This is a genomic window from Streptomyces sp. GL_140 (assembly GCF_057834465.1).
The window spans coordinates 7,272,433-7,292,301 of record NZ_CM174404.1 but is presented as its reverse complement, the minus strand read 5'-3'; the positions used below and the strand labels follow the sequence as shown (position 1 = coordinate 7,292,301).

General features: G+C 70.7%; 24 protein-coding genes, 1 tRNA gene, 1 pseudogene and 1 riboswitch. Of the genes and pseudogenes, 10 read left to right on the top strand and 16 right to left on the bottom strand.

The features are described from left to right. Nucleotides 1-42 precede the first annotated feature (42 nt). The 3 genes from AC3IYJ_RS33925 to AC3IYJ_RS33915 are packed head-to-tail and all read right to left on the bottom strand — an operon-like array spanning nt 43 to nt 1,647. The gene (locus AC3IYJ_RS33925; RefSeq protein ID WP_489398324.1) at nt 43-963 is read right to left on the bottom strand and encodes a DUF1206 domain-containing protein; all 921 of its coding nucleotides are present in this window, start codon (nt 961-963) and stop codon (nt 43-45) included. A 52-nt stretch (nt 964-1,015) separates the two neighbouring features. After that, on the bottom strand, nt 1,016-1,189 hold the full coding sequence (locus AC3IYJ_RS33920; RefSeq protein WP_489398323.1) for a CsbD family protein: 174 nt from the start codon (nt 1,187-1,189) through the stop codon (nt 1,016-1,018). A 41-nt stretch (nt 1,190-1,230) separates the two neighbouring features. Continuing rightward, the gene (locus AC3IYJ_RS33915; RefSeq protein WP_489398322.1) at nt 1,231-1,647 is read right to left on the bottom strand and encodes a hypothetical protein; all 417 of its coding nucleotides are present in this window, start codon (nt 1,645-1,647) and stop codon (nt 1,231-1,233) included. 128 nt (nt 1,648-1,775) lie between these two features. Here AC3IYJ_RS33915 and AC3IYJ_RS33910 point away from each other — a divergent pair, with 128 nt between their 5' ends. The 6 genes from AC3IYJ_RS33910 to AC3IYJ_RS33885 all read left to right on the top strand — a co-directional run bounded on the left by AC3IYJ_RS33910 (nt 1,776) and on the right by AC3IYJ_RS33885 (nt 4,160). Continuing rightward, complete coding sequence (locus AC3IYJ_RS33910; protein WP_489403019.1) at nt 1,776-1,931, top strand: DUF6131 family protein; 156 nt, start codon at nt 1,776-1,778, stop codon at nt 1,929-1,931. 133 nt (nt 1,932-2,064) lie between these two features. Next, the gene (locus tag AC3IYJ_RS33905; RefSeq protein ID WP_489398321.1) at nt 2,065-2,232 is read left to right on the top strand and encodes a hypothetical protein; all 168 of its coding nucleotides are present in this window, start codon (nt 2,065-2,067) and stop codon (nt 2,230-2,232) included. Nucleotides 2,233-2,416: 184 nt separating this feature from the next. Next, nucleotides 2,417-2,968: a hypothetical protein gene (locus AC3IYJ_RS33900; protein WP_489398320.1), complete on the top strand. Its 552-nt coding sequence runs from the start codon at nt 2,417-2,419 to the stop codon at nt 2,966-2,968. After that, the gene (locus AC3IYJ_RS33895; RefSeq protein WP_489398319.1) at nt 2,969-3,523 is read left to right on the top strand and encodes a hypothetical protein; all 555 of its coding nucleotides are present in this window, start codon (nt 2,969-2,971) and stop codon (nt 3,521-3,523) included. 57 nt (nt 3,524-3,580) lie between these two features. Next, nucleotides 3,581-3,814 carry a hypothetical protein gene (locus AC3IYJ_RS33890; protein ID WP_489398318.1) on the top strand — a complete coding sequence of 78 codons (234 nt, stop codon included), beginning with the start codon at nt 3,581-3,583 and terminating at the stop codon, nt 3,812-3,814. Then, nucleotides 3,807-4,160 carry a PRC-barrel domain-containing protein gene (locus AC3IYJ_RS33885; protein WP_489398317.1) on the top strand — a complete coding sequence of 118 codons (354 nt, stop codon included), beginning with the start codon at nt 3,807-3,809 and terminating at the stop codon, nt 4,158-4,160. Before AC3IYJ_RS33890 ends, AC3IYJ_RS33885 begins: the two co-directional genes overlap by 8 nt. A 175-nt stretch (nt 4,161-4,335) precedes the next feature. On the opposite strand, the gene AC3IYJ_RS33880 is transcribed toward AC3IYJ_RS33885, so the two are convergent. After that, the gene (locus AC3IYJ_RS33880; RefSeq protein ID WP_489398316.1) at nt 4,336-4,569 is read right to left on the bottom strand and encodes a hypothetical protein; all 234 of its coding nucleotides are present in this window, start codon (nt 4,567-4,569) and stop codon (nt 4,336-4,338) included. 199 nt (nt 4,570-4,768) lie between these two features. Between AC3IYJ_RS33880 and AC3IYJ_RS33875 the strand changes: the two genes are divergently transcribed. Beyond that, nucleotides 4,769-5,044: an isoamylase early set domain-containing protein gene (locus tag AC3IYJ_RS33875; RefSeq protein WP_489398315.1), complete on the top strand. Its 276-nt coding sequence runs from the start codon at nt 4,769-4,771 to the stop codon at nt 5,042-5,044. 100 nt (nt 5,045-5,144) lie between these two features. On the opposite strand, the pseudogene AC3IYJ_RS33870 reads toward AC3IYJ_RS33875, so the two are convergent. Both AC3IYJ_RS33870 and AC3IYJ_RS33865 read right to left on the bottom strand, forming a co-directional pair. After that, a pseudogene (locus AC3IYJ_RS33870) lies at nt 5,145-6,676 on the bottom strand (ISL3 family transposase). 445 nt (nt 6,677-7,121) lie between these two features. Beyond that, nucleotides 7,122-7,195: transfer RNA gene (locus tag AC3IYJ_RS33865), tRNA-Pro, on the bottom strand. A gap of 118 nt (nt 7,196-7,313) precedes the next feature. On the opposite strand from AC3IYJ_RS33865, the gene AC3IYJ_RS33860 reads away from it, so the two are divergent. Continuing rightward, nucleotides 7,314-7,841: a DUF309 domain-containing protein gene (locus AC3IYJ_RS33860; RefSeq protein WP_489398314.1), complete on the top strand. Its 528-nt coding sequence runs from the start codon at nt 7,314-7,316 to the stop codon at nt 7,839-7,841. Nucleotides 7,842-7,869: 28 nt separating this feature from the next. Here the strand turns inward: AC3IYJ_RS33860 and AC3IYJ_RS33855 are convergent, their stop codons facing one another. From AC3IYJ_RS33855 to AC3IYJ_RS33840, 4 genes are read right to left on the bottom strand one after another with little or no spacing between them, the layout of a single operon-like run. Then, nucleotides 7,870-8,259: a VOC family protein gene (locus AC3IYJ_RS33855; RefSeq protein ID WP_489398313.1), complete on the bottom strand. Its 390-nt coding sequence runs from the start codon at nt 8,257-8,259 to the stop codon at nt 7,870-7,872. Nucleotides 8,260-8,264: 5 nt separating this feature from the next. Continuing rightward, a complete protein-coding gene (locus tag AC3IYJ_RS33850; protein WP_489398312.1) occupies nt 8,265-8,909 on the bottom strand; it encodes a LutC/YkgG family protein in 645 nt (214 codons plus the stop codon). After that, nucleotides 8,906-10,471 carry a lactate utilization protein B gene (locus AC3IYJ_RS33845; RefSeq protein WP_489398311.1) on the bottom strand — a complete coding sequence of 522 codons (1,566 nt, stop codon included), beginning with the start codon at nt 10,469-10,471 and terminating at the stop codon, nt 8,906-8,908. Before AC3IYJ_RS33845 ends, AC3IYJ_RS33850 begins: the two co-directional genes overlap by 4 nt. After that, on the bottom strand, nt 10,468-11,223 hold the full coding sequence (locus tag AC3IYJ_RS33840) for a (Fe-S)-binding protein (protein ID WP_489398310.1): 756 nt from the start codon (nt 11,221-11,223) through the stop codon (nt 10,468-10,470). The genes AC3IYJ_RS33845 and AC3IYJ_RS33840 overlap by 4 nt, the downstream gene beginning before the upstream one ends. Nucleotides 11,224-11,241: 18 nt before the next feature. Between AC3IYJ_RS33840 and cobF the strand changes: the two genes are divergently transcribed. Beyond that, nucleotides 11,242-11,994, top strand: coding sequence for a precorrin-6A synthase (deacetylating) (gene cobF, locus AC3IYJ_RS33835; RefSeq protein WP_489398309.1), 753 nt, complete (start codon nt 11,242-11,244; stop codon nt 11,992-11,994). Nucleotides 11,995-12,002: 8 nt separating this feature from the next. On the opposite strand, the gene AC3IYJ_RS33830 is transcribed toward cobF, so the two are convergent. The 5 genes from AC3IYJ_RS33830 to AC3IYJ_RS33810 all read right to left on the bottom strand — a co-directional run bounded on the left by AC3IYJ_RS33830 (nt 12,003) and on the right by AC3IYJ_RS33810 (nt 18,411). Next, the gene (locus AC3IYJ_RS33830) at nt 12,003-13,157 is read right to left on the bottom strand and encodes an aminotransferase class V-fold PLP-dependent enzyme (RefSeq protein WP_489398308.1); all 1,155 of its coding nucleotides are present in this window, start codon (nt 13,155-13,157) and stop codon (nt 12,003-12,005) included. Between the two features lie 90 nt (nt 13,158-13,247). Further along, entirely contained in the window at nt 13,248-13,883 is a 636-nt protein-coding gene (locus tag AC3IYJ_RS33825; RefSeq protein WP_489398307.1) for a hemerythrin domain-containing protein, read from the bottom strand. A gap of 136 nt (nt 13,884-14,019) precedes the next feature. Then, nucleotides 14,020-14,658, bottom strand: a complete 639-nt coding sequence (locus tag AC3IYJ_RS33820) for an anaerobic ribonucleoside-triphosphate reductase activating protein (protein WP_489398306.1) — start codon at nt 14,656-14,658, stop codon at nt 14,020-14,022. Further along, nucleotides 14,655-16,484 (bottom strand): ribonucleoside triphosphate reductase, encoded by a 1,830-nt coding sequence (locus AC3IYJ_RS33815; RefSeq protein ID WP_489403018.1) that lies wholly within the window; start codon nt 16,482-16,484, stop codon nt 14,655-14,657. The genes AC3IYJ_RS33820 and AC3IYJ_RS33815 overlap by 4 nt, the downstream gene beginning before the upstream one ends. Next, nucleotides 16,463-16,625, bottom strand: a riboswitch (cobalamin riboswitch). It overlaps the preceding gene by 22 nt. 76 nt (nt 16,626-16,701) lie before the next feature. Continuing rightward, complete coding sequence (locus AC3IYJ_RS33810; protein ID WP_489398305.1) at nt 16,702-18,411, bottom strand: glycoside hydrolase family 71 protein; 1,710 nt, start codon at nt 18,409-18,411, stop codon at nt 16,702-16,704. A gap of 350 nt (nt 18,412-18,761) precedes the next feature. On the opposite strand from AC3IYJ_RS33810, the gene AC3IYJ_RS33805 reads away from it, so the two are divergent. Continuing rightward, nucleotides 18,762-19,232, top strand: coding sequence for a hypothetical protein (locus tag AC3IYJ_RS33805; protein WP_489398304.1), 471 nt, complete (start codon nt 18,762-18,764; stop codon nt 19,230-19,232). 70 nt (nt 19,233-19,302) lie between these two features. Here the strand turns inward: AC3IYJ_RS33805 and AC3IYJ_RS33800 are convergent, their stop codons facing one another. Further along, a complete protein-coding gene (locus AC3IYJ_RS33800) occupies nt 19,303-19,857 on the bottom strand; it encodes a GNAT family N-acetyltransferase (protein ID WP_489398303.1) in 555 nt (184 codons plus the stop codon). Between the last annotated feature and the right edge of the window lie 12 nt (nt 19,858-19,869).

The following is a 19,869-nucleotide window of genomic DNA, read 5'->3' as shown; positions in this document are numbered from 1 at the left end:
AACGGGGACGGGCGGCGTGGGGCGTCGGAGGAGATCCCGTTGTCAGGGCACACTTTTACGGGTCCCCGATCCAGGATCCCCGGCCGCCCTCGGCTGCTCGGCTGGAATGCCGTGCTCGGGAGCTTTGCGCCAGCGGGCTTCGCAGAACGAGTAGAGGCCGAACACTACGAGGCCCACCGCGGCGGCGATCAGCAGCACCGGCCCGGCAGGTGTGGCGGCGAACGAACGCAGCGTCTCGTCCAAGCCCTTGGCCCGGCCGGCGTCGAACTGCACTGCGGCCAGCAGGATGAACAGTCCGGCCACCGCCGCGAGCACACCGCACGCCACACCGCCGACAATGCCCAGCCCTGCGACAACCCGCCGCGTCGGCGGACTCATCTCACCCGTCCGGAGATTCTCCTCGAACTTCCGCATCACGCTGCGCACCACGATCACCACGCCCACGATGACCAGGACTGCTCCGAACACGCCGACGAGCACCCGCCCGAGGGGCCAGTTCAGCACCCGCGCGGTGTATTCCTTCGACGTTTCGTTCCCACCACGGCTTCCGGAGGACCCGCCGACCAGCGCGGTCTGGACCACGCCGATACTGATCACGGTGTAGAAGACCGCCAGCCCCAGCGAACCCAGGCGGCGGGTCCACTGATCGCCGCCTGCCCCTGCCGGTCCGAAGGCGGCTTCGGACAGCCGCCACAGCGCCATAGCCGCCAGCCCCACCACCAGCGCCCACAGCAGCACCCGGCCGAACGGCTGCTCGCCGATGGTCCTCACCGCACCCGACCGGTCGGCCTCCTTGCCACCGCTGTCGCCGCCGAAACCCATCTGCACGGCCAGGAGCCCGACCAGCACGTAGATCACGCCCCGGGCGGAGAGCCCGACCCTGGACATGGCCTCCATCGCGCGACTGTCGGCCACGCGCCGCCCTTGGGCCTTGGCCTGGGCGGCACCCTTCTTGATGGCCATACCTGGCACCTCCGTGTGCCCTGCGGTGAGGTCGACAGGGCGGGCGCAGTGGTCAGTGCTTGAAGGCGTCCTTGATCTTCGCCCCGGCCTGCTTGGTGTTGCCCTTTACCTGGTCGCCGCGACCTTCGGCTTGCAGGTGCCAGTTGCCGGTGATGCGGCCGACGGTCTTCTTGGCCCCGCCCTTGACCGCCTCCGCCTTGTGCGCGATCTTCTTGCCGATGCTCATGGCTCGCCGCCCTTCGTAAGTCGTGCGCCGTATGTGGCGGGCTACCGGGGTTCCGATCGGTGCTTGAACGGGTTCAGCCCCCTCCGGCGCTCGCCATCCGGGTTGGGCCCGCGCGCCCCTGTCGTCCGCGGGCGGGCGATGCCGCGCTGGTCGACGACGTCCTCGCGCCCCTGGCCGGCAGCGGCTGTCTCGCGGCGCGCCGTGGATCCGGGGCGTGCGTCGTGGCCGCGGCGAGAGGTGCGGCGGGCACCGCCCAGGAGAAGGCTCAGCCCGAGCAGGGCCACGGCTCCGACGACGATTCCGTAGAAGAACAGCGTGCCGGTGGAGCCGGTGATCTCGTAGCCGAACACGGAGAATCCGCTGGTCAGCTCGTGGGCGCCGCCGTCGTTGCCAACGACGCCGGCCACACCGACGACCAGCGCGGCGATAAGGAGGACGAGTCCGAGGATGACGAGCATGGCGCGCTCCAGAGGTCTGCCCGCTGTCTCTCCACGGTAGGACTGTCCTGCCCGGGAAGCCACAGCCAGAGGGCGGATCTACCCTGGAAGCAGGGGGCTTGCATCGCCCCGTGAGATCGGCGGACATCATGATCGTCCTTGGCATCATCCTGCTGGTCATCGGCTACCTGGTCGGCTTCGCCATCCTGTCGACCATCGGGATCATCCTGGTCGTCGTCGGCATCATCCTGTGGATCCTGGGATCCGTCGGACACAAGGTCGGCGGACGACGGCATTACTGGTAGCCGCCCCTGACCCCGCACGGGAACAGCCCGTCCCGCACGACCGGCGCCGAGGACGCGTACACGACGGCCGTCACGTCCGTACCGAGCCTCGGGCACGCGAACCCGCGAACCTGCGAACCGAGGCGTTCACGCCATGACCCTCTTCTACCTCCTGCTGACCGCCGCGATCGTGCTGGTCATCATCGGCGCGACCACCGAAGGGATGCTGTACCTGGTCTCCGCCGGCGTACTGCTCCTCATCGCCGACGTGCTCTACCTCGCAGTGAGATCGGTAGTCCACCGCCGGCGTCCAGCCCACTGACCCGCCCGCCGGCACCCGACCGGTCCCCGGAGAGACGGACTGGCCACCGCTTACTCGACAGTATTTTTTGGGTGATACGTGAAATTCTGGAATGTGGCACACCCAGGGACGGCACCCGCGCCGGTGACGCTCGTACGCCCCAGTTCCGGCTGACTGTGTGAGCGGTCAGAGAGTGGAGGATGCGATGTGGACCATCGTCATCATCGTGGCCGCCGTGGTCGTCCTGGCCGTCGTCGCGCTGACCGTGCGGACCATGGCCCGGCGCCGGCACCTGCGGGAGCAGTTCGGGCCCGAATACGAGCGCACGGTCGAGGCGGGGCAGAGCCGTGGAGCGGCCGAGCGCGACCTTAAGGAGAGGGAGGAGCGGCATGAGGCGCTGGAGATCAGGCCTCTTCCCTCCACGGTCCGCGACCGGTACGCCCGCGACTGGGCCAGCGTGCAGGAGCACTTCGTCGACAGTCCCGACCAGGCCGTAGGCCAGGCGGACCGGCTCGTGACCACGCTCATGAGCGAGCGCGGCTACCCGACCGAGAGCTACGAGCAGCAGAAGCGGGACCTCTCGGTCGAACACTCCCGGACATTGGACCACTACCGCATCGCCCATGAGATCAACGGGCGCGCCGGTAGCAGGGACACCACGACGGAAGAACTGCGGAGCGCGATGGTCCATTATCGCGCGCTGTTCGAGGAACTGCTGCACGACGACACCGCTTCACCGGGTGAGGGAACCCGCTGAGTGCCGAGCATCCGAGCGCGGCTGTTCACCACCCTGGAGGCGAAGGACATGCAGAGAGAAGGACCATACGGGAGCGACGAGTACGCCGAGCCCGCCGGAGAGACCCTGTCCACCGAGGACATCGCCCGGCCCCAGACAGAAGCATCGCGACAGCCTGCCGACGATGAAGTGCAGGCAGTCCCCGACACCGAGGGGGCAGAACCCAGGACCAGAATCACGGACGAGGCCGGAGACGAGCCGGACGCCGTGCCCGGCGAACGGGACGAGTCGACCCAGGAGCCCGATTCTGCGCCGCTCCTCGGGGCGAAGGAGGCAGCGGGCCTGCGTACCCGGTGGCAGGAGATCCAACAGGGGTTCGTCGATGACCCGAAGCAGTCGGTGCTTGCCGCAGACGGGCTCGTTGCCGAGGTGATGCAACTGCTCGCCACCACATTCGCCGACCACAAGCAGGGACTCGAAGGCCAATGGCACCGAGGCGAGGAGGTCGCCACCGAAGACCTGCGCCTGGCCCTGCGCCAGTACAGGTCCTTCTTCGACCGCCTGCTCAGTACCTGACCAACCGAGGACGGGCAGCCGCCGCAAAGAGACTCCGATGAAATCGAGGAGGCCGTCATGGACGAGCAAGGCGGCGCCGGAGGCGTACCTCCGCACGACGGGCACGGCTCACGAAGGATCACTCCGCCCACCGAGCGCAGCGGCGACGAGCGTACGGCTGCGGCCGACACGGACGAGGCAAGCCGCCTCGACCGGCCCGAACCCGTACCGAACCCCGTGACGGGACATCGGCGCTGGGTGGGCCCGAAGAGTCGCGAGGGCGAGGAGAAGCGGGGCGAGAGCGATGAGTGAGGCAGGGATCTGGGGCTACGGAGAGGACGTCGGACACCAGCCGGGGATCGACCTGATCGGGTACAAGGTCGAGGCGACGGACGTCCAGATCGGAAAGATCGACAAGCATTCCGAGGACGTGGCAGCTTCCTACCTTGTCGTGGACACCGGGGCCTGGATCTTCGGCAAGCACGTACTGCTTCCCGCGGGCACCATCCGCCGGATCGACACCGTCGAAGAGAAGGTGTACGTCGACCGGACCAAAGAGCAGATCAAGGACGCGCCCGAGTTCGACGAGGCGAAACGCTCGGGCGAGCCCAGCTACCTGGAACAGTTCGCCCGCTACTACGGCCAACCCCACATGTAGTCCACGAACCACCCGCGGTGCCGCGAAGGCGGCGGTCCTGAGTGACAGGCCGTGGTTGGTCCTTGTTCCCGCGCCTCACTGCGGAAGGCGCTTGCGCCGTGATCGTCACCGGACATGGCAGGGCCCGGCCGGGGTGACTGTGGACCGGCCGGGCCCTGCTGCGTGGGGAATGGTGTCAGATCTCGTCGGGCATTCGGTCCCGGTCCGGCACGATGTCGTCAGCAGGCCGGCCAGAGGACTTCTGACCCTTGGACTCGGACTCCTTGCCCTTGCGCTCGGACTCCTTGCCCTTACGTTCCGGCGCGGGCTTGCCAGGCTGTCGATGCTGCGGATCCTGACCGCTGCGCTCGCGTTCCTGCTCCTCGCGGCCCTTGCCCGGCTGCTGGTGCTTGTCCTGCATACCGCCCATGACGGTGACTCCCTTGAAGGTCGATCGGGGGATTCCCACGACCACGCTGGCACGAAACGTCACCAACCGCACCATTTGAGTCGCCGTACGTGATGAGTGGGTCGCGGCCCCAGCCCGTCGTGTCGGCAGGCGCGTACTCCTCTCCGGCGTGAGGATGAGGCCGCACAGCCCCTTCACACCGACCGACAGGAGCCCTGTCATGCTCGAGCGCACGCTTCGCAAGGAAACCACCGAGGTCACCTTCATCCTTCCCGCCGATACCCCACCAGGGCCGGTCAGCGTGGTCGGGGACTTCAACGAGTGGCAGCCTGGCGCTCACACCCTCATGCCGCGCAAGGACGGCAAGAGGGCGGTCACCGTGACCCTGCCGGCCAAGACAACGCACTCCTTCCGCTACCTTGCAGCCGGCGACTACTGGTTCAACGACGAGAGCGCAGGCGACCGGGAGGGCCCGAACAGTCGTCTCCACACCTGAGGCCGCAGCCGACCCCCGCCTACCAGCGTCGCTCCCAGTCCCAGTCGGGCCTGTAAAAGGAACGGCTCTGTCTCACATTCGGTGGTGACGGAGGGTGGTGTTATCCGATGAGGATGCGGTGGCGGAGCAGCGTGAAGGCTGCTCGTCCGTGCATCTGGCGGGCCATCCGCTTGCTCTTGGTGTTGATCCCCTCGGTCGGGCCGTTGCTGTACGGAAGTGTGACCGCGGCGATGACAGCGTCGCGGTCGCGCTCGAGGCCTCGGGTGAAGGCATGTAGGTGAGGCAGGTCGGCAGTACGGACCTGGGCGATCCAGAGTTCGAGGGCGTCCTCGTTCTCGGGCCGAGGCTTCAGAAGCGGGGCGAAGGTCCGGACGGCGGTGGCCAGGTGTGTCATCTCGGGGCAGGCAGCATTCAGCCGGTCCAGGAGGTCACGGTGTCCGGTCTTGAGGTTCTCGGGCCTGGTCAGGAGCATTCGGGCCAGCCTGCGCGGGGAGATGTGGCTGCGGCCGGTGTCCGCCCTGCCTTGGTTGATGTACTTGTGCAGGAGGTTGAGGCAACTGGTGAACCCGAGTGCCTTGATCTCCTCGAAGAGATGCTGGACGGGGACAGCGGAGTCCTCGGCCCGGCGTCCGCGCAGGTGCTCGCGATAGGGATCGACGAGGCTGGACCGGTACTTTGGGACCCGGAGCATCCGCTCGGGTCGGTCGGCTCGGGCATAGCGTTTGACGGTGTTCAGGGCCAGTTGCAGGCGGCGGCCGCATCGAGGAGGCCCACGCCCTGGTCGAGCAGGTCGTGGACCTGCTGCCAGCGTTCCAGTGTGGTCTGCGCGCGAGGCCCGTCATACAAGGGTGCGTCGAGCACCGAGGCCCAGCAGGTGCTGTGCGCCTTCACCTCGTCCAGAGCGGCTTCGCACAGGTTGTGCCAGACATGCCAGCGGTCACTGACCTGCACGGCGTCCGGCAGGGCCCGGCGGATGGCTTCCGCGTAAGTCGTCGATCCGTCACGGCAGACGACCTCGACCCCCGGATGGGCATGCAGCCACGCTTCCAGCGTGCCGGCCGTGCGGTCGGGCAGCACGTCGATCCGTTCGTGTGTCTCCGCATCGATCACCACGGTGGCATAGCGGTGCCGTCGGCGCAGAGCGAAGTCGTCCACCCCGATGACTCGGGGCACCCGCCCGGTCGGCAGGGGGATGCCCAACAGGACGCGTAAGGCTGTGTGGCGCGACAGCCTCATCGCGAGTATCGCCAGCAGACGAGCCCCAGCCCGGCCCGCTAACTCCTTGACCACCGCCTTAACCTGCCTGGTGAGACGGGTTGTGCGTCGCTGGTATCGCTCCAGCACTCCTGGCACTTGCTCGCGGAAGGTGTGGCGGCAGCCGTATGTGGGACACAGCAGCCGGCGCACTCGAACGCGGAGCACCACCCGCCGGCCGTCGACCGGTACGTCGGCCAGCGTCCGCCAGTGAAAACCATGCACCCGTCCCGACACCGCCCCGCACGCCGCGCAGGGCGCGGGCCACTTCGGAGTTCGCGCCCTCACCACGACCCGCCCGCCCTCATCGGCCACGTCCTCAATGACCAGCGGAGATATACCCGAAAACACCATCTGCACAAGCTCGTTGACATCCATCACACCGACAGCAACGACCTCCACCACCCAGCGTTACCACCGAATGTGAGACAGAGCCGAAAACTCTACAGACCCGCGTCCGCTCACCGTCGTCTCCAAGACCCTGCGGCACTCCACCCTGTCGACCACCGCCAACATCTACAGCCACCTCACCCAGCAAGCCGCCCGCCAAGCCGTCGACACCATCGACCACACCCTCACCCGGGCCCAGAAGCAACACGACCGACGAGCCTGGCTGGAACGGCTGCGACCACCGCGCGACCACATCCAACGCCTCCGCGAAGCCCTCAACCGGCTCCGCTCCCCCACCCGCCCGCGTTCAGCACCAAGGCGAACCAGCCCCTAAGCGGGCGTGCGACCACACTGCGACCACCAGGACTCCGGGCATGGAAAAGGCCGTCCTCTCATCTGCGAGAGAACGGCCTCCGACCTGCATGAAGCAAAGTCGGGACGACAGGATTTGAACCTGCGACCCCTTGACCCCCAGTCAAGTGCGCTACCAAGCTGCGCCACGTCCCGATGTGCTTGCGACTGGGCTTCCCTTTTGGGCTCTCCCCGTCCCGGCGGCACATGCAGAACATTACCCCACGACGAGGGGTGTGCATGCACCGGTAATCGGTGGGGGGAGGATGAGGGGGTGAACGCACGGGATCGGGACGGTGAGGGGCGGGCGCGCAGTGCGCGGCCCAGGGACGGGCTGGGACGTCCGCTGCCCTACGGGGCCCAAGGAGTGGAGCGGCAGCCCGAGGGGGTGGTCCGGACGCCCGGCGAGACCCTCGCGGAGGCGCAGCGGCTGCTGGACTCCGGAATGCCCTTCCACGCGCACGAGGTCTTCGAGGACGCCTGGAAGTCGGGGCCCGGGGCCGAGGCGTGGCTGTGGCGGGGGCTCGCGCAGCTGGCGGTGGGGCTGACGCACTCGGCGCGGGGGAACGCGGTGGGCGGGGCGCGGCTGCTGCGGCGCGGAGCGGAGGTCCTGGCCGGAGGGGGCGGGACGGCCGGAGGGGGCGGGACGGACGGGGCTGCCGGGACGCGGTCGCCCTACGGGACGGACCTGGTCGGGCTCGTGCAGTGGGCCCGGGCGCTGGCGCGGCGGGTGGAGGCGGGTGCGGCCGTCGACGCGGCGGCCGAGGCGCCCCGGCTCGCCGGTCGCGGGGACCCCGTCTGAGGAAGGGGCCCCGGCGTCCGGCCTTCGGCTACGCCGGCTGGAGGAGGTCCCAGCGGTTGCCGTAGAGGTCCTGGAAGACCACGACGGAGCCGTACGGCTCGTGGCGCGGCTCTTCCAGGAAGCGGACGCCTTCGGCCGTCATGCGGGCGTGGTCGGCGGCGAAGTCGTCGGTGTAGAGGAAGAAGCCGACGCGGCCGCCCGTCTGGTCGCCGACCCGGGAGCGCTGGGCGTCGTCCTTGGCGCGGGCCAGCAGGAGGGCGGACTCCTTGGCCCCCGGCGGGCGGACCACGACCCATCGCGAGCCGTCCGGCCGGGCGGTGTCCTCGGCCAGCTCGAAGCCGAGGGCGCGGGTGTAGAAGTCGATGGCCTCGTCGTAGTCGTGGACCACGAGAGCCGTGAGGGCGATGTGTGCGGACATGACGCCTATTGTGCGCCGAGGAGGACGACCTCCAGGGTGCGGGGGCCGTGCACTCCTTCCACCCGGTCCAGTTCGATGTCGCTGGTGGCCGAGGGGCCGGAGATCCAGGTCAGCGGTCGGGTCGGGTCGAGTCGGGGCAGCGCCTGCGGGACCGAGTCCACCACCTGGCCGGGGACCCTGACCACGCAGATGTGGTGGTCGGGGATCAGCGTGATCCGGCGCCGTCCCTGGTCGGGGCCGCCGTCGAGGACGATCGTGCCGGTCTCGGCGATGGCCAGGGCGCAGCCGGTCACCACGCTGTCCACGCCCTCCAGTTCGCGTGCGGTGGACGCGGCCCGGTCGTGGATCCGGGTCGGGTCCGCCGCCGAGAGCCAGTACGGGGGCAGCTGTGGCGGGACGAGCACGGTACGCGCTCCCCGCTCGGCCAGCAGCCGCATCAGGAGCATCGCGAGGCCGTCCTCGTCGACCCGGTGCACCTTCGCCCGGTACTCGGTCAGGTTCGCGGCGAGCAGGTCCACGGTTTCGGCCGGGGTGCGCGTCCCGTGGACCCGGAGGTAGTCCCGGGGAATCTCCGGCTCCGGGGCCGACCCTGGGGCGGGCTCGGGCACGGCCCGGCGGATGCGGGCCAGGATCCGGTCCTTGCTGCTCACGATCGTCCTCCCTGTTCCCGTCCCTGCTCCTGTTCCCGCTCCCCGGAATGCTCCCGGGCCTGTTCCCGGGCCGCCCACCAGTCGCGGAACGGCTGCGCCGGGAGCTCCGGAAGCTCCCGGCTGTCGGTCCAGGCACGGCCGGGCCCCGGGAGCCGGCGCGGGCGCAGCCGCCGGGCCCGGCTCAGCAGCCGCTCCCCCGCGCGCAGCGCGCCCGGCCGGTCCAGCAGCAGCCGGGCGGCGCGCATGGCGGCCCGTTCGGCGGCGTGGCCGTGGGCCGGACGGATGCGTACGCGGACGCCCTCGCGGGTCACCGGGCCGCCCTGGGCCACGCGTTCGCGGAGGTGGACGAGCACCTCGGGAATGTCGATGGCGACCGGGCAGACCTCGTAGCAGGCCCCGCACAGGGTGGAGGCGTAGGGCAGGGAGGCGTCGATCTCGCTTCCGGTGCCGCGGAGTTGGGGGCTGAGGATGGCGCCGATGGGGCCGGGGTAGACGGAGCCGTAGGCGTGGCCGCCGGCGCGCTCGTAGACCGGGCAGACGTTGAGGCAGGCGGAGCAGCGGATGCAGCGCAGGGCCTGGCGGCCCACCTCGTCGGCGAGGGTGTCGGTGCGGCCGTTGTCGAGGAGGACGAGGTGGAAGGCGGCGGGTCCGTCGCCTTCCTCGGTGCCGGTCCACATGGTCGTGTACGGGTTCATCCGCTCCGAAGTCGACGACCGCGGCAGCGTCTGGAGGAAGACTTCGAGGTCCCGGAAGGAAGGGACGACCTTCTCGATGCCGACCACCGAGATCAGGGTCTCGGGCAGGGTCAGGCACATCCGGCCGTTGCCCTCGGACTCCAGGACGACCATGGTGCCGGTCTCGGCGACCATGAAGTTGGCGCCGGAGACGGCGACTTTGGCGCGCAGGAACTTCTCGCGCAGGTGGAGGCGAGCCGCTTCGGCGAGCTCGCGCGGGTCGTCGCCCAGGCCGTCCGGCGCGGGCCGTCCCCAACTGCCCATCTCCGAGGTGAAGATGTCGCGGATCTCGGCCCGGTTGCGGTGGATGGCCGGGACCAGGATGTGGGAGGGCCGGTCGTGGCCCAGCTGCACGATGAGCTCGGCGAGGTCGGTCTCGTACGCGGCGATCCCGGCCGCCTCAAGGGCCTCGTTGAGGCCGATCTCCTGGGTGGCCATGGACTTGACCTTGACCACCTCGCGCTCGCCGGTCGCCAGGACCAGTTCCGTGACGATCCGGTTGGCCTCCGCCGCGTCGACCGCCCAGTGGACGGTGCCGCCCGCGGCGGTGACGGCGGCCTCCAACTCCAGGAGGTAGCGGTCGAGGTGACGGAGCGTGTGGTCCTTGATCTCCTTGCCGGCGGTGCGCAGCGCGTCCCAGTCCGCCAGCTCGGCGACGGCGCGGGCCCGCTTGTCGCGGATGGTGTGGGTGGCGTGCCGGAGGTTGGCGCGCAGGACCGGGTCCCCCACCGCCTCGTGCGCCGCCGCGGCGAAAGCGGGAAAGGGCGGGGCCGCGGGAAAGGGCGGGGCCGCTGGAAAGGCCGGCATGCCAAGGTGCGTGCGCGTCATCGCGGGGTGTCCTCCTCGGTCGCGGCCAGGATCTCGGCGAGGTGCAGGGCCCGCAGCGGGGCGCCGGCCCGACGCAGGATGCCGTCCAGGTGGGCGAGGCAGGAGTTGTCGGCCCCGCACAGCACGTCGGCGCCGGTGGCCACCGCGCTGCCGATCTTGTCGGTGCCCATGGCGGCCGATACGTCCGGGTTCTTGACGGCGAAGGTCCCGCCGAAGCCGCAGCACTCCTCGGCGCCGGGAAGTTCGCGCAGTTCGAGCCCGCGCACCGCCTCCAGCAGCCGCCGGGGCCGCTCCCCCAGCCCGAGGCCCCGTAGGCCGTGGCAGGACGGGTGGTAGGTGACCGGGTACGGGAAGTACGCGCCCACGTCCGTCACCCCGAGGACGTCCACCAGGAACTCGGTGAGCTCGTACACCCGGGGCGCCAGGTCCTCGGCCAGCTCGGACAGCCCGGGACCCCGCCCCTCCACCTCGGCGGCGCGCCCGATCCGGGGGTAGTGGGAGCGGATCATGGCGGCGCAGGAGCCCGACGGGGTGACGACGTACTGGTACCCCGCGAAGGCCTCGGCGGTGCGCCGCAGCAGGGGTTCGGCCTCGCGCCGGTAGCCGGTGTTGTACTGCGGCTGCCCGCAGCAGCTCTGCGCCGCCGGGAAGTCCACGCCCACCCCGAGACGCTCCAGGAGACGGACCACGGCGATGCCGGTGCGCGGGTACAGGGCGTCGTTGACGCAGGTGACGAACAGGGCGACGCGCATGACGGGCAGAATAGCCCGGTGAAGAAGTTCTCAGTGATCGGCATAGGCGCGGGCGACCCGGACCACCTGACCCTCCAGGCGGTCAGGGCGATCGGCGCGGCGGACGCATTCCTCATCCTGGAGAAGGGCGAGGAGAAGGCGGATCTGACCGGGCTGCGGCGCGCGATGCTCGACGAGCACGCCCGCCCAGGCCACCGGCTGGTGGAGGGCCGCGACCCCGACCGCGACCGGACCCCCGCCGACTACACCCCCACCGTGGACGGCTGGCGCAGCGCCCGGGCCGAGATCTTCGAGCGGTTCATCGCCGAGGACCTGGCGGAGGGCGAGACCGGGGCGTTCCTGGTGTGGGGCGATCCCTCGCTCTACGACTCCACCCTCGCGATCCTCGACGAGGTGCTGGAGAAGGGCCGGGTCGCCTTCGAGCACGAGGTGGTGCCCGGCATCAGCAGCATCTCCTCGCTGCTGGCCCGGCACCGCACGAACCTCAACCGGGTCGGCCGGCCGGTCCAGATCACCACCGGGCGGCGGCTCGCCGAGGGCTGGCCGGCCGATGTGGACGACGTGGTGGTGATGCTGGACGCCCGGCACGCCTTCACGGCCCACCTCGACCAGGACCTGTACATCTACTGGGGCGCCTACGTGGGCACCCCCGACGAGATCCTGGTCTCGGGGAAGCTGGCGGAGGTGGCCGGCCGGATCGAGGAGCTGCGCGCCGAGGCCCGTGCCCGCAAGGGCTGGATCATGGACACGTACCTGCTCCGGCGCGGCTGAGCGGTCCCCTACCCCAGGTAGGCGGGCAGGACCTCGGCGAGCCGCTCGTACTCCTCGGCCCGGTTGTAGACCTGCCCGCACACCCGGATGCCGCCGCCGCCCGGCCACGGCCAGATCAGCACCCGGATTCCGGCCTCCGCCGCGATCCGCTCGCGCAGGACGGTGGCGTCCTCGCGGGTCTCGGCCGTGCCGGCGGGCAGCCGCAGGGCGCGCATGGGCAGGCCCTCGGTGTGCGGGAGCGCGGTGAGTCCGGGGATGGCGGCGAGCAGCGCGGCCCCGTGGGCGGCCAGCGCGCTGTTGTGGGCCCGCACCTTGGCGGCGTCGAGCCGTTCCAGGAGGTCCAGGCCCTCCGGGGCGGCGAGCCAGCCGGTGTAGTCGACGGTGGCGCGGTACTCGACCGAGCGCGGGAAGCCGTGGTGGTCCTCCCAGGACGGTACGAGGGCGCGGACCCGGTCGCGGTGGCCGGGGGCGACGGCGAGGATCGCGGTGCCCGACGGGGCGTAGCCCCACTTGTGGAGGTTGCCGAACCAGAAGTCGGCGCCGCCGCCGAGCGGGTCGGCGAGCGCGCCGGGCGCGTGCGCGCCGTCCACGACGGTGGTGATGCCCCGGGCCCGGAGGTCGGCGAGCAGCCGGGGCGAGGCGATGACCCGGGCGGTGGGCGAGCTGATGTGGTCGAGCAGGGCCACCTTGGTGCGGGGCGTGAGCCCGGCCAGCACGGTTTCCCGTACGGCGTCCTCGTCGGGGAGGAGCGGGTCCAGGGTGACGGTGGTGACGGGGGCGCGGCGGGCGGCGGCATCGACCACGGTGCCGTAGCCGTGGTCGGTCACCAGGATCTCGTCGCCTTCGGCGAGCGCGATGGCGTCGAGGGCGAGGTTGGCGCCTTCGGTGGCGTTGGAGATGAAGGCGAGCCCGTCCGGGTCCGCTCCGCCGAGGTGTGCGGCGATCCGGGTGCGGGCGGCGGCGAGGCGGTCGGCGGCTCCGATGAAGAAGGCGTCGGGGTCGGCGTGCGCTTCGGCCGTCAGGGCGGCCTGGAGCTCCCGCACGGGGTGGGGCACCGCGCCGAAGGAGCCGTGGTTGAGGTGGGCGACGGCGGGGTCGAGCCCGAACAGGGCCCGGCCGCCGGCGAACTCCGCGGGGCGTATCGACGCGTGGGGCGCGGTCACGTGGACCTCCGTGAGAGGTGGGGCGCTGATGTTCCAGTGGATCATCCCCCGGCGCGGCCCGCCCCGTAACCCCGCCCCTTGGGCGGATCGCTAGTGCTGTGGCCGGGAAGGCCGGCCGAGCCTCAGCTCCCTCCGGCGGAAGTTCCGCTCGCCGACCGCGCGCCAGATCAGGCGGGGCGGGAGCGGCATCTCGCCGATGATCATCTCCCGCTCCTGTGCGTCCGCGTCCTTGAGGATCATCCCGAGGACGGTGAACAGCTTGCTCTTGGGCACCGCCGTCCTGGCCGCCTCACCGACCATCGCCCATTCCTCGGGCGAGACCACCCCGGGGACCAGCGGCAGCGCCTCGCGCTCCTCCTCGTCGAAATGCGCGTCGACCGACCGCGACACCTCTTCGAGCACGGCGACCAGTTCGCCGCCGTCCCGCTCGTTCACCACGGCCGACCACCGGTCCAGGAGCGCGGCGGCCAGCGCGAGGCGCTCCGCCAGGCCTTCGTGCTGGCCCTCCATCCGGCGCCACAGGTCCCCCTGGCCGGGAAGCCGCTCGGTCAGCTTCGGCCACAGCAGTACGTCCTCGCCCGCGTGGTGGTGGTGCAGGGTCTCCAGCAGCAGCATCAGCCGCTCCGCGACCCGTTTGACCTGCCCCCGGCCCCCCTCGGGCGCGCTGCGCACCCGGTCCGCCGCCTCGTGGAACTCCCGCCGGAACATCCGGTGGACCACGACCATGTCGTGTGTGAACGGCCTTGCCCGACTCTCCATCTCCGATGACCCCCCGGTCTTGACGGACACGTCCGCCGCCAGCGTGACGCATGCCGGTCCGCGGACGCCAGGGCGCACGGCGGCGCGCGGGCGGATCGGGCGGTCAGCGCCCGGGCGGGCGCATCTCCTGGCGGAGCGTGGCCCGCGCGCCCATCGCGGCAAGCCAGTCGTCCAGGTCTGCCATCGCGGGCGGGTCCAGGTGGGCCGGGTCCACCGTGGTGCGGAGCTGGTGGGGCACGCCGGAGCCCAGGAGAAGCCGCAGGCTGCGCTCCGCCGAGGCGGCCGCGTGGCCGATTCCGGTGACCCGCTCGTAGCGGCCGGGCGGGGCCTTGACGTCGAAGCCGACCCAGTCCAGCAGGCCCTCGTCCAGCAGCCGGGCGAGGCGCCGGGGGAAGGCTCCGCCGGTGTGCAGGCCGACCTGGAGGCCCAGGGCGCGTGCCTCCCGTACCGCCTGCGCGAGACCGCGCTGGAGCAGCGGCTCCCCGCCGGAGAAGACGATCCCGTCGAGGAGCCCCGTACGGCGGGCGAGGTGGCCGAGCACCTCGTCCCAGGAGACGGCGGCCGGGGCGCGGGCGGGCAGCAGGGCGGGGTTGTGGCAGTAGCCGCAGCGCCAGGGGCAGCCCTGGCAGAAGACGGTGGTCACGAGCCGGCCCGGCCAGTCGCAGGTGGACAGGCGGGACCAGCCGCCGATCCGGACGACCTCGGCGGAAGCCACCGGGCCCGCCGTCGCGGCGGCGCTCACACCGCCGCCTTGAAGTGGACGCGTTCGGCGTGCTCGCCCTTCTTGCCGATGTTGAAGGAGGACACCGGGCGGTGGTAGCCCATGACCCGGGTCCACACCTCGCACACCGCGCCGCAGCCGGGGCACTCGGGCTGCTCCCCCGCCAGGTAGCCGTGGTCGGCGCAGATGGAGAAGGTCGGGGTGACCGTCAGGTACGGGAGCCGGAAGGTCTCCAGCGAACGCCGGACCAGCTTGCGGCAGGCCTCGGCCGTCGGAATCCGCTCCGGGGTGTACAGGTGCAGGACGGTGCCGCCCGTGTACTTGCCCTGGAGTTCGTCCTGGCGCTCCAGCGCCTCGAAGGGGTCGTCGGTCCATCCGACGGGCAGCTGGGAGGAGTTGGTGTAGTACGGGTTGGCGTCGGTGCCGGCCTGGAGGATCCCGGGGAAGCGGGCCCGGTCCTCCTTCGCGAACCGGTACGTGGTGCCCTCGGCGGGGGTGGCCTCCAGGTTGTAGAGGTGGCCGGTGCTCTCCTGGAAGTCGACCATCCGGGCCCGGACCCGGTCCAGCAGCCGGACCGCGAGGGCGTGGCCCTCGTCCGTGGTGATGTCGTGGGCGTCCGCGCTGAAGTTGCGGATCATCTCGTTGATCCCGTTGACCCCGATGGTGGAGAAGTGGTTGCGCAGGGTGCCCAAGTACCGCTTGGTGTAGGGGAAGAGGCCGCCGTCGATCAGGTTCTGGACGGTGGTCCGCTTGAGTTCGAGGCTGTCCCTGGCGAGTTCGCACAGCCGGTCCACCTCGGCCAGCAGCCCCGCTTCGTCGCCCGCGCAGGTGTGCCCGAGCCGGGCGCAGTTGAGGGTCACGACCCCGAGCGAACCGGTCTGCTCGGCGCTTCCGAAGAGGCCGTTGCCGCGCTTGAGCAGTTCCTTCAGGTCGAGCTGGAGGCGGCAACACATGGAGCGGACCATGTTCGGTTCGAGCTCGGAGTTGATGAAGTTCTGGAAGTACGGGAGCCCGTACTTGGCCGTCATCGCGAAGAGCCGCTCGGCGTTCTCGCTCTCCCAGGGGAAGTCCCGGGTGATGTTGTAGGTCGGGATGGGGAAGGTGAACACCCGGCCGGTGGCGTCCCCTTCGGTCATCACCTTGATGTACGCCCGGTTGATCAGGTCCATCTCGGCCTGGAGCTCGCCGTAGGTGAAGCCGGTTTCCTCGCCCGCCACGACCGGGATCTGCTCGCGCAGGTCCTCGGGGCAGGTCCAGTCGAAGGTGAGGTTGGTGAAGGGGGTCTGGGTGCCCCAGCGCGAGGGCACGTTGAGGTTGTGGACCAGCTCCTGGATGCACTGCCTGACCTGCGGGTACGTCATCGCGTCGAGGCGGACGTAGGGGGCGAGGTAGGTGTCGAAGGAGGAGAAGGCCTGGGCGCCCGCCCATTCGTTCTGCAGGGTGCCCAGGAAGTTCACGATCTGGCCCACGGCCGAGGAGAGGTGCCGGGGCGGAGCGGAGTCGATCTGGCCGGGGACCCCGTTGAAGCCCTCGGTCAGCAGGGTGCGCAGGGACCAGCCGGCGCAGTAGCCGGAGAGCATGTCCAGGTCGTGGATGTGGAAGTCGCCCTCGCGGTGGGCGCGGGCCACGTCCGCCGGGTAGACCTGCTCCAGCCAGTAGTTCGCGGTGATCTTGCCCGCCGTGTTGAGGATGAGGCCGCCGAGCGAGTAGCCCTGGTTGGCGTTGGCGTTCACCCGCCAGTCCCGGCGGTCCAGGTACTCGGTCACGGTCTCTACGGCATCGACGACAGCAGTCACGGCAGCCCTCCCACGAGGCTTGGCACGGAAGTACGGATCACATGCCGGCAGGGGTCGGACTCGTCCACGCGGGGTGGACACAACCGTTGCGGGGCAGTCCCGGATTCACACCGGATTCCCTGGTGACTCGGTCGGGGCGGATGTGCGCGAGCAGCATCCGAATCCCGCCGAACCGGCAGAGCCAACACTACATATGGATGTGGGCTGCACCGACAACCACTACATATTGGGTGACGAAGGTCCCGGGGCATGGGCCTTCCGGCCCGGCCTAGCTTCGGCCGCTGGTGGCCGCGTAGTACTGGAGGTCCTGCACGTCCACCTTGCGGTCCACGGGGTAGAGCAGCTCCACCCGCGCCCCGGCCTTCCCGTCCCGCACCACCGTCGCCGAGCTGGTGCCCGGGTTCAGCGCCAGCAGCTCGGAGTGGACCCCGGACCGGGCCTCGTACGCGCCCTTGGCGGATCCGACGGCCGTACGGACGCTCGCGGGCTCCGACAGGAAGCTCAGCACCTCCACCGTGTCCCGGGGTGCGGCGCTGCCCTTGCGCAGTGACATCACGAGAGACTGGCCCCCGGTCGGCCCGGCGGCGGCGTACTGGGTGCGGGAGGTCAGGTAGAGGGTGTCGCGGACGATCTCGGGCCAGCTGTCCGTCTTGAACTTGGTGAGGTAGTACGAGCACAGGTCGAGGTAGGCGTATCCGTTGTGCAGGGACGGGGCGAACTGGCTGCCCTCGCTGTAGTCGTTCCAGGTGGTGAGCTGGACCCAGTCGGCGCCGTCCTCGATGGCGCGGGTCCATGTGGCGCGCAGGGTTGCCGTGTTGCCCGCCTCGTCGTAGATCCCCTGGTTGGGGCGGGCGTCCTGGACCGACACGGGCTGCATCCAGACCTTGCCCAGGGCGTGCGCCTGCCGGACGTCGCCCGTGGAGCTCTGCTGGCCGACGTAGCTTCGGCTGCCCCACTCGGAGAACCCGTAACTGATGGGCGCGAACTGGGTGTTGCTGCCGTCGAAGTCGAGGAAGAGCGGGACCAGGGCGGTGCGGATCCCGTGCCGGGACTTCAGGAGGTCCATGACCTGGCTCCACCAGGCGGCGCTGCGCGCCTCCGCCTTGAAGGGCGAGACCACGAGGCGTCCGTCGGGGAGCCGGTGCGCGGAGGGCGCCTTGCCCAGATCCGCGAGGGCGTTCGCGAGCACGCCGGGGTCGTCGTCCTTCAGGGAGGTCATGTCCGGCATCAGCATGATCTTGAAGCCCGGGTCCACCGAACGGGCCGCTTCCATCAGGAGCTCGCAGCGCTCCCAGTTCTTCCCGGAGAGGGAGAGCAGGTCGAGGGTGAATCCGTCGATGCCCGCGGCGCGCGCGGTGCGCACCTCCTGCTGGAGGTTGGCGAGCTCCCAGTTGCCGTCCTTGGGCAGGACCGGGAGCGGCCGGTCGCGCAGCAGGCCGCCGTACCGTTCGTGCTTGCCGCCCTCTCCGTCCGGGTTCAGGTAGTTGCGGGTGTAGTAGTCGGCGTCGGCGCTCGCGTTGTCGAGGGAGAGCGGGTACGGCGTGAAGTAGTGGGCGAAGACCAGCTTCTTGCCGGCGGAGCCCGAGCGCAGTGCGGCCGGTTGCGGCAGGTCGAAGGGCAGAGCTCCGGCGGGGCGCGCTCCGGTGCCCGCCCCGGCCGTCGGGTCTTGCTTGTCCGTCGCGCCGGCGGCGGGGCTGGACTGCGCGGGTGCGGGTGCGCCCTGGTCGGCGGCCCCGGAGGGGGCGTCGCCCTCGGGGCCGTCGGGCCGGATGTCGACCGGGTTCGCCGCCCCGGAGCCCTCCAGCCGGTCGGCGGCCGTGAGCGGGTCCCAGGCGATGCCGGTGGCGGCGCACACGCCGACGAGGAGGAAGGCGGACAGGAAGAGGGTCAGCAGGGGCCTGCGGCCCCTGAAGCCCGGACGGCGCCGGTGCGACGCGGGTCTCTGCCTGCGCCGTGCCCGTCGCTGGTCCGCATCCATGGTGACGTCCTCCCCGCATATGCCCGCACATCGGGCCGCACAGCAGTACAGCCGATTCCCGGTCCCCGGACAACTATTCTCCAGGGGCCCGACACCTGGCGCGTACATCACGGGAAGTGTGGGAAGTACGGGAAATACGGAAATTCGACCACACGGCCAACTGCCCACCGACGGCGGCCCGATGAGCTCGCGCTGTACAAAGACGCATCGCCTGTACAACTGCTGCGATCACCGGGTGCCACGGGCCTTTCACCGGAATAGGGAATTCCCCTGGCCTTCCGGGGAATGTGGCGCATAATCGTCTCCATGCGGCCTGAAACAACCCTCTTGCCGCGTATGGTCACGCATGCATGGGGGGCATCGTGCCGATGAACAACTCTACGGGCGCCGGCACCGTTCCGGCCACATCCGCAGAGCTTTCCCGCCTGCTCACCGCCGTACGGCGGGGCCGGGTGGTCACCATCACCGGACGGTTCCGGGAGCCCCGGGGCCTGCTGGTGCGGGAGATCGGGGAACGGCTCGCGTCCAACTTCTACGACGGGGTGGCTCTGGTCGTCGTGGACCACCGCTTCGGGGTCCGCGACCTGACGGCCGCGCTGGGTTGCGTACCGGGCATGCCGTTCCTGCCTTGCGGCACGGCGAACGCGGCGTCGTGGCTGGCGGAGCGCGACATGCTGCTCGTCCTCGACGGCTCCGACCACCTGGCGTCCGAGACGCTGGCCTGGCTGCACGACCTCCTGCGCGCGGCCCCGGGCCTGCGGATCCTGGCGGCCGGACGCCATCCGCTGGGCTTCCCGCACGAGTGCGTGCACCGCCTCTGAGACCTGGGCCCGCCCGACGTCTGCGGCCCGCCTGAAACCCGCGGCCCGCGGCTCGCCCGGAGCCTGCGGCCTACCGCCCGGGCTCCGCGCCCTGCCCGGCCCGCCAGTCCTCGGCCAGCAGCCCCATCACCACCTCGTCCAGGAACTCCCCGCACACCCAGGCCGCCCCGCGCAGGGTCCCCTCCAGGGCGAATCCGTTCGCGGTCGCAGCCCGGATCACCGGGATGTTCTCGGCCAGGGTGTCCACCTGGAGCCGGTGCAGCCCGCGCACGGAGAACCCGTAGCGGCACAGCAGTCGCACCACGTCCTCGCCCAGGCCCCGGCCGCGACAGCCGGGGCGCAGCGAGATGCCGAGGTGGGCGGTGCGGTTGTGCGGGTCGATGGACCAGAGCAGGGCCTCGCCCGCCAGTTCGCCTGTGGCCCGCTCCACGACGGAGAAGACGGCGACCTCGTCGGAGGGCTCGCGGGGCTCGTACGGGGAGTGCCCGCTCACCGCCCCCACCGGCCGCCAGGGCCGCGTGTCGGCGCGCGAGCGCGTGGCCACGTCCTCGTAGAGCTCGGCGTGGAGCACGGCCACGTCGTCGGTGTGCCGGGCGCGCAGTCCGACCAGTTCGCCTTGGATCATTGGGCCTTACTA

Bases quoted from the DNA above. Each gene is read 5' to 3' on its own strand.
- AC3IYJ_RS33925 (WP_489398324.1), bottom strand. From the start codon at position 963: ATGGCCATCAAGAAGGGTGCCGCCCAGGCCAAGGCCCAAGGGCGGCGC.
- AC3IYJ_RS33920 (WP_489398323.1), bottom strand. From the start codon at position 1,189: ATGAGCATCGGCAAGAAGATCGCGCACAAGGCGGAGGCGGTCAAGGGC.
- AC3IYJ_RS33915 (WP_489398322.1), bottom strand. From the start codon at position 1,647: ATGCTCGTCATCCTCGGACTCGTCCTCCTTATCGCCGCGCTGGTCGTC.
- AC3IYJ_RS33910 (WP_489403019.1), top strand. From the start codon at position 1,776: ATGATCGTCCTTGGCATCATCCTGCTGGTCATCGGCTACCTGGTCGGC.
- AC3IYJ_RS33905 (WP_489398321.1), top strand. From the start codon at position 2,065: ATGACCCTCTTCTACCTCCTGCTGACCGCCGCGATCGTGCTGGTCATC.
- AC3IYJ_RS33900 (WP_489398320.1), top strand. From the start codon at position 2,417: ATGTGGACCATCGTCATCATCGTGGCCGCCGTGGTCGTCCTGGCCGTC.
- AC3IYJ_RS33890 (WP_489398318.1), top strand. From the start codon at position 3,581: ATGGACGAGCAAGGCGGCGCCGGAGGCGTACCTCCGCACGACGGGCAC.
- AC3IYJ_RS33885 (WP_489398317.1), top strand. From the start codon at position 3,807: ATGAGTGAGGCAGGGATCTGGGGCTACGGAGAGGACGTCGGACACCAG.
- AC3IYJ_RS33880 (WP_489398316.1), bottom strand. From the start codon at position 4,569: ATGGGCGGTATGCAGGACAAGCACCAGCAGCCGGGCAAGGGCCGCGAG.
- AC3IYJ_RS33875 (WP_489398315.1), top strand. From the start codon at position 4,769: ATGCTCGAGCGCACGCTTCGCAAGGAAACCACCGAGGTCACCTTCATC.
- AC3IYJ_RS33855 (WP_489398313.1), bottom strand. From the start codon at position 8,259: ATGTCCGCACACATCGCCCTCACGGCTCTCGTGGTCCACGACTACGAC.
- AC3IYJ_RS33845 (WP_489398311.1), bottom strand. From the start codon at position 10,471: ATGACGCGCACGCACCTTGGCATGCCGGCCTTTCCAGCGGCCCCGCCC.
- AC3IYJ_RS33840 (WP_489398310.1), bottom strand. From the start codon at position 11,223: ATGCGCGTCGCCCTGTTCGTCACCTGCGTCAACGACGCCCTGTACCCG.
- AC3IYJ_RS33825 (WP_489398307.1), bottom strand. From the start codon at position 13,883: ATGGTCGTGGTCCACCGGATGTTCCGGCGGGAGTTCCACGAGGCGGCG.
- AC3IYJ_RS33810 (WP_489398305.1), bottom strand. From the start codon at position 18,411: ATGGATGCGGACCAGCGACGGGCACGGCGCAGGCAGAGACCCGCGTCG.
- AC3IYJ_RS33805 (WP_489398304.1), top strand. From the start codon at position 18,762: ATGGGGGGCATCGTGCCGATGAACAACTCTACGGGCGCCGGCACCGTT.
- AC3IYJ_RS33800 (WP_489398303.1), bottom strand. From the start codon at position 19,857: ATGATCCAAGGCGAACTGGTCGGACTGCGCGCCCGGCACACCGACGAC.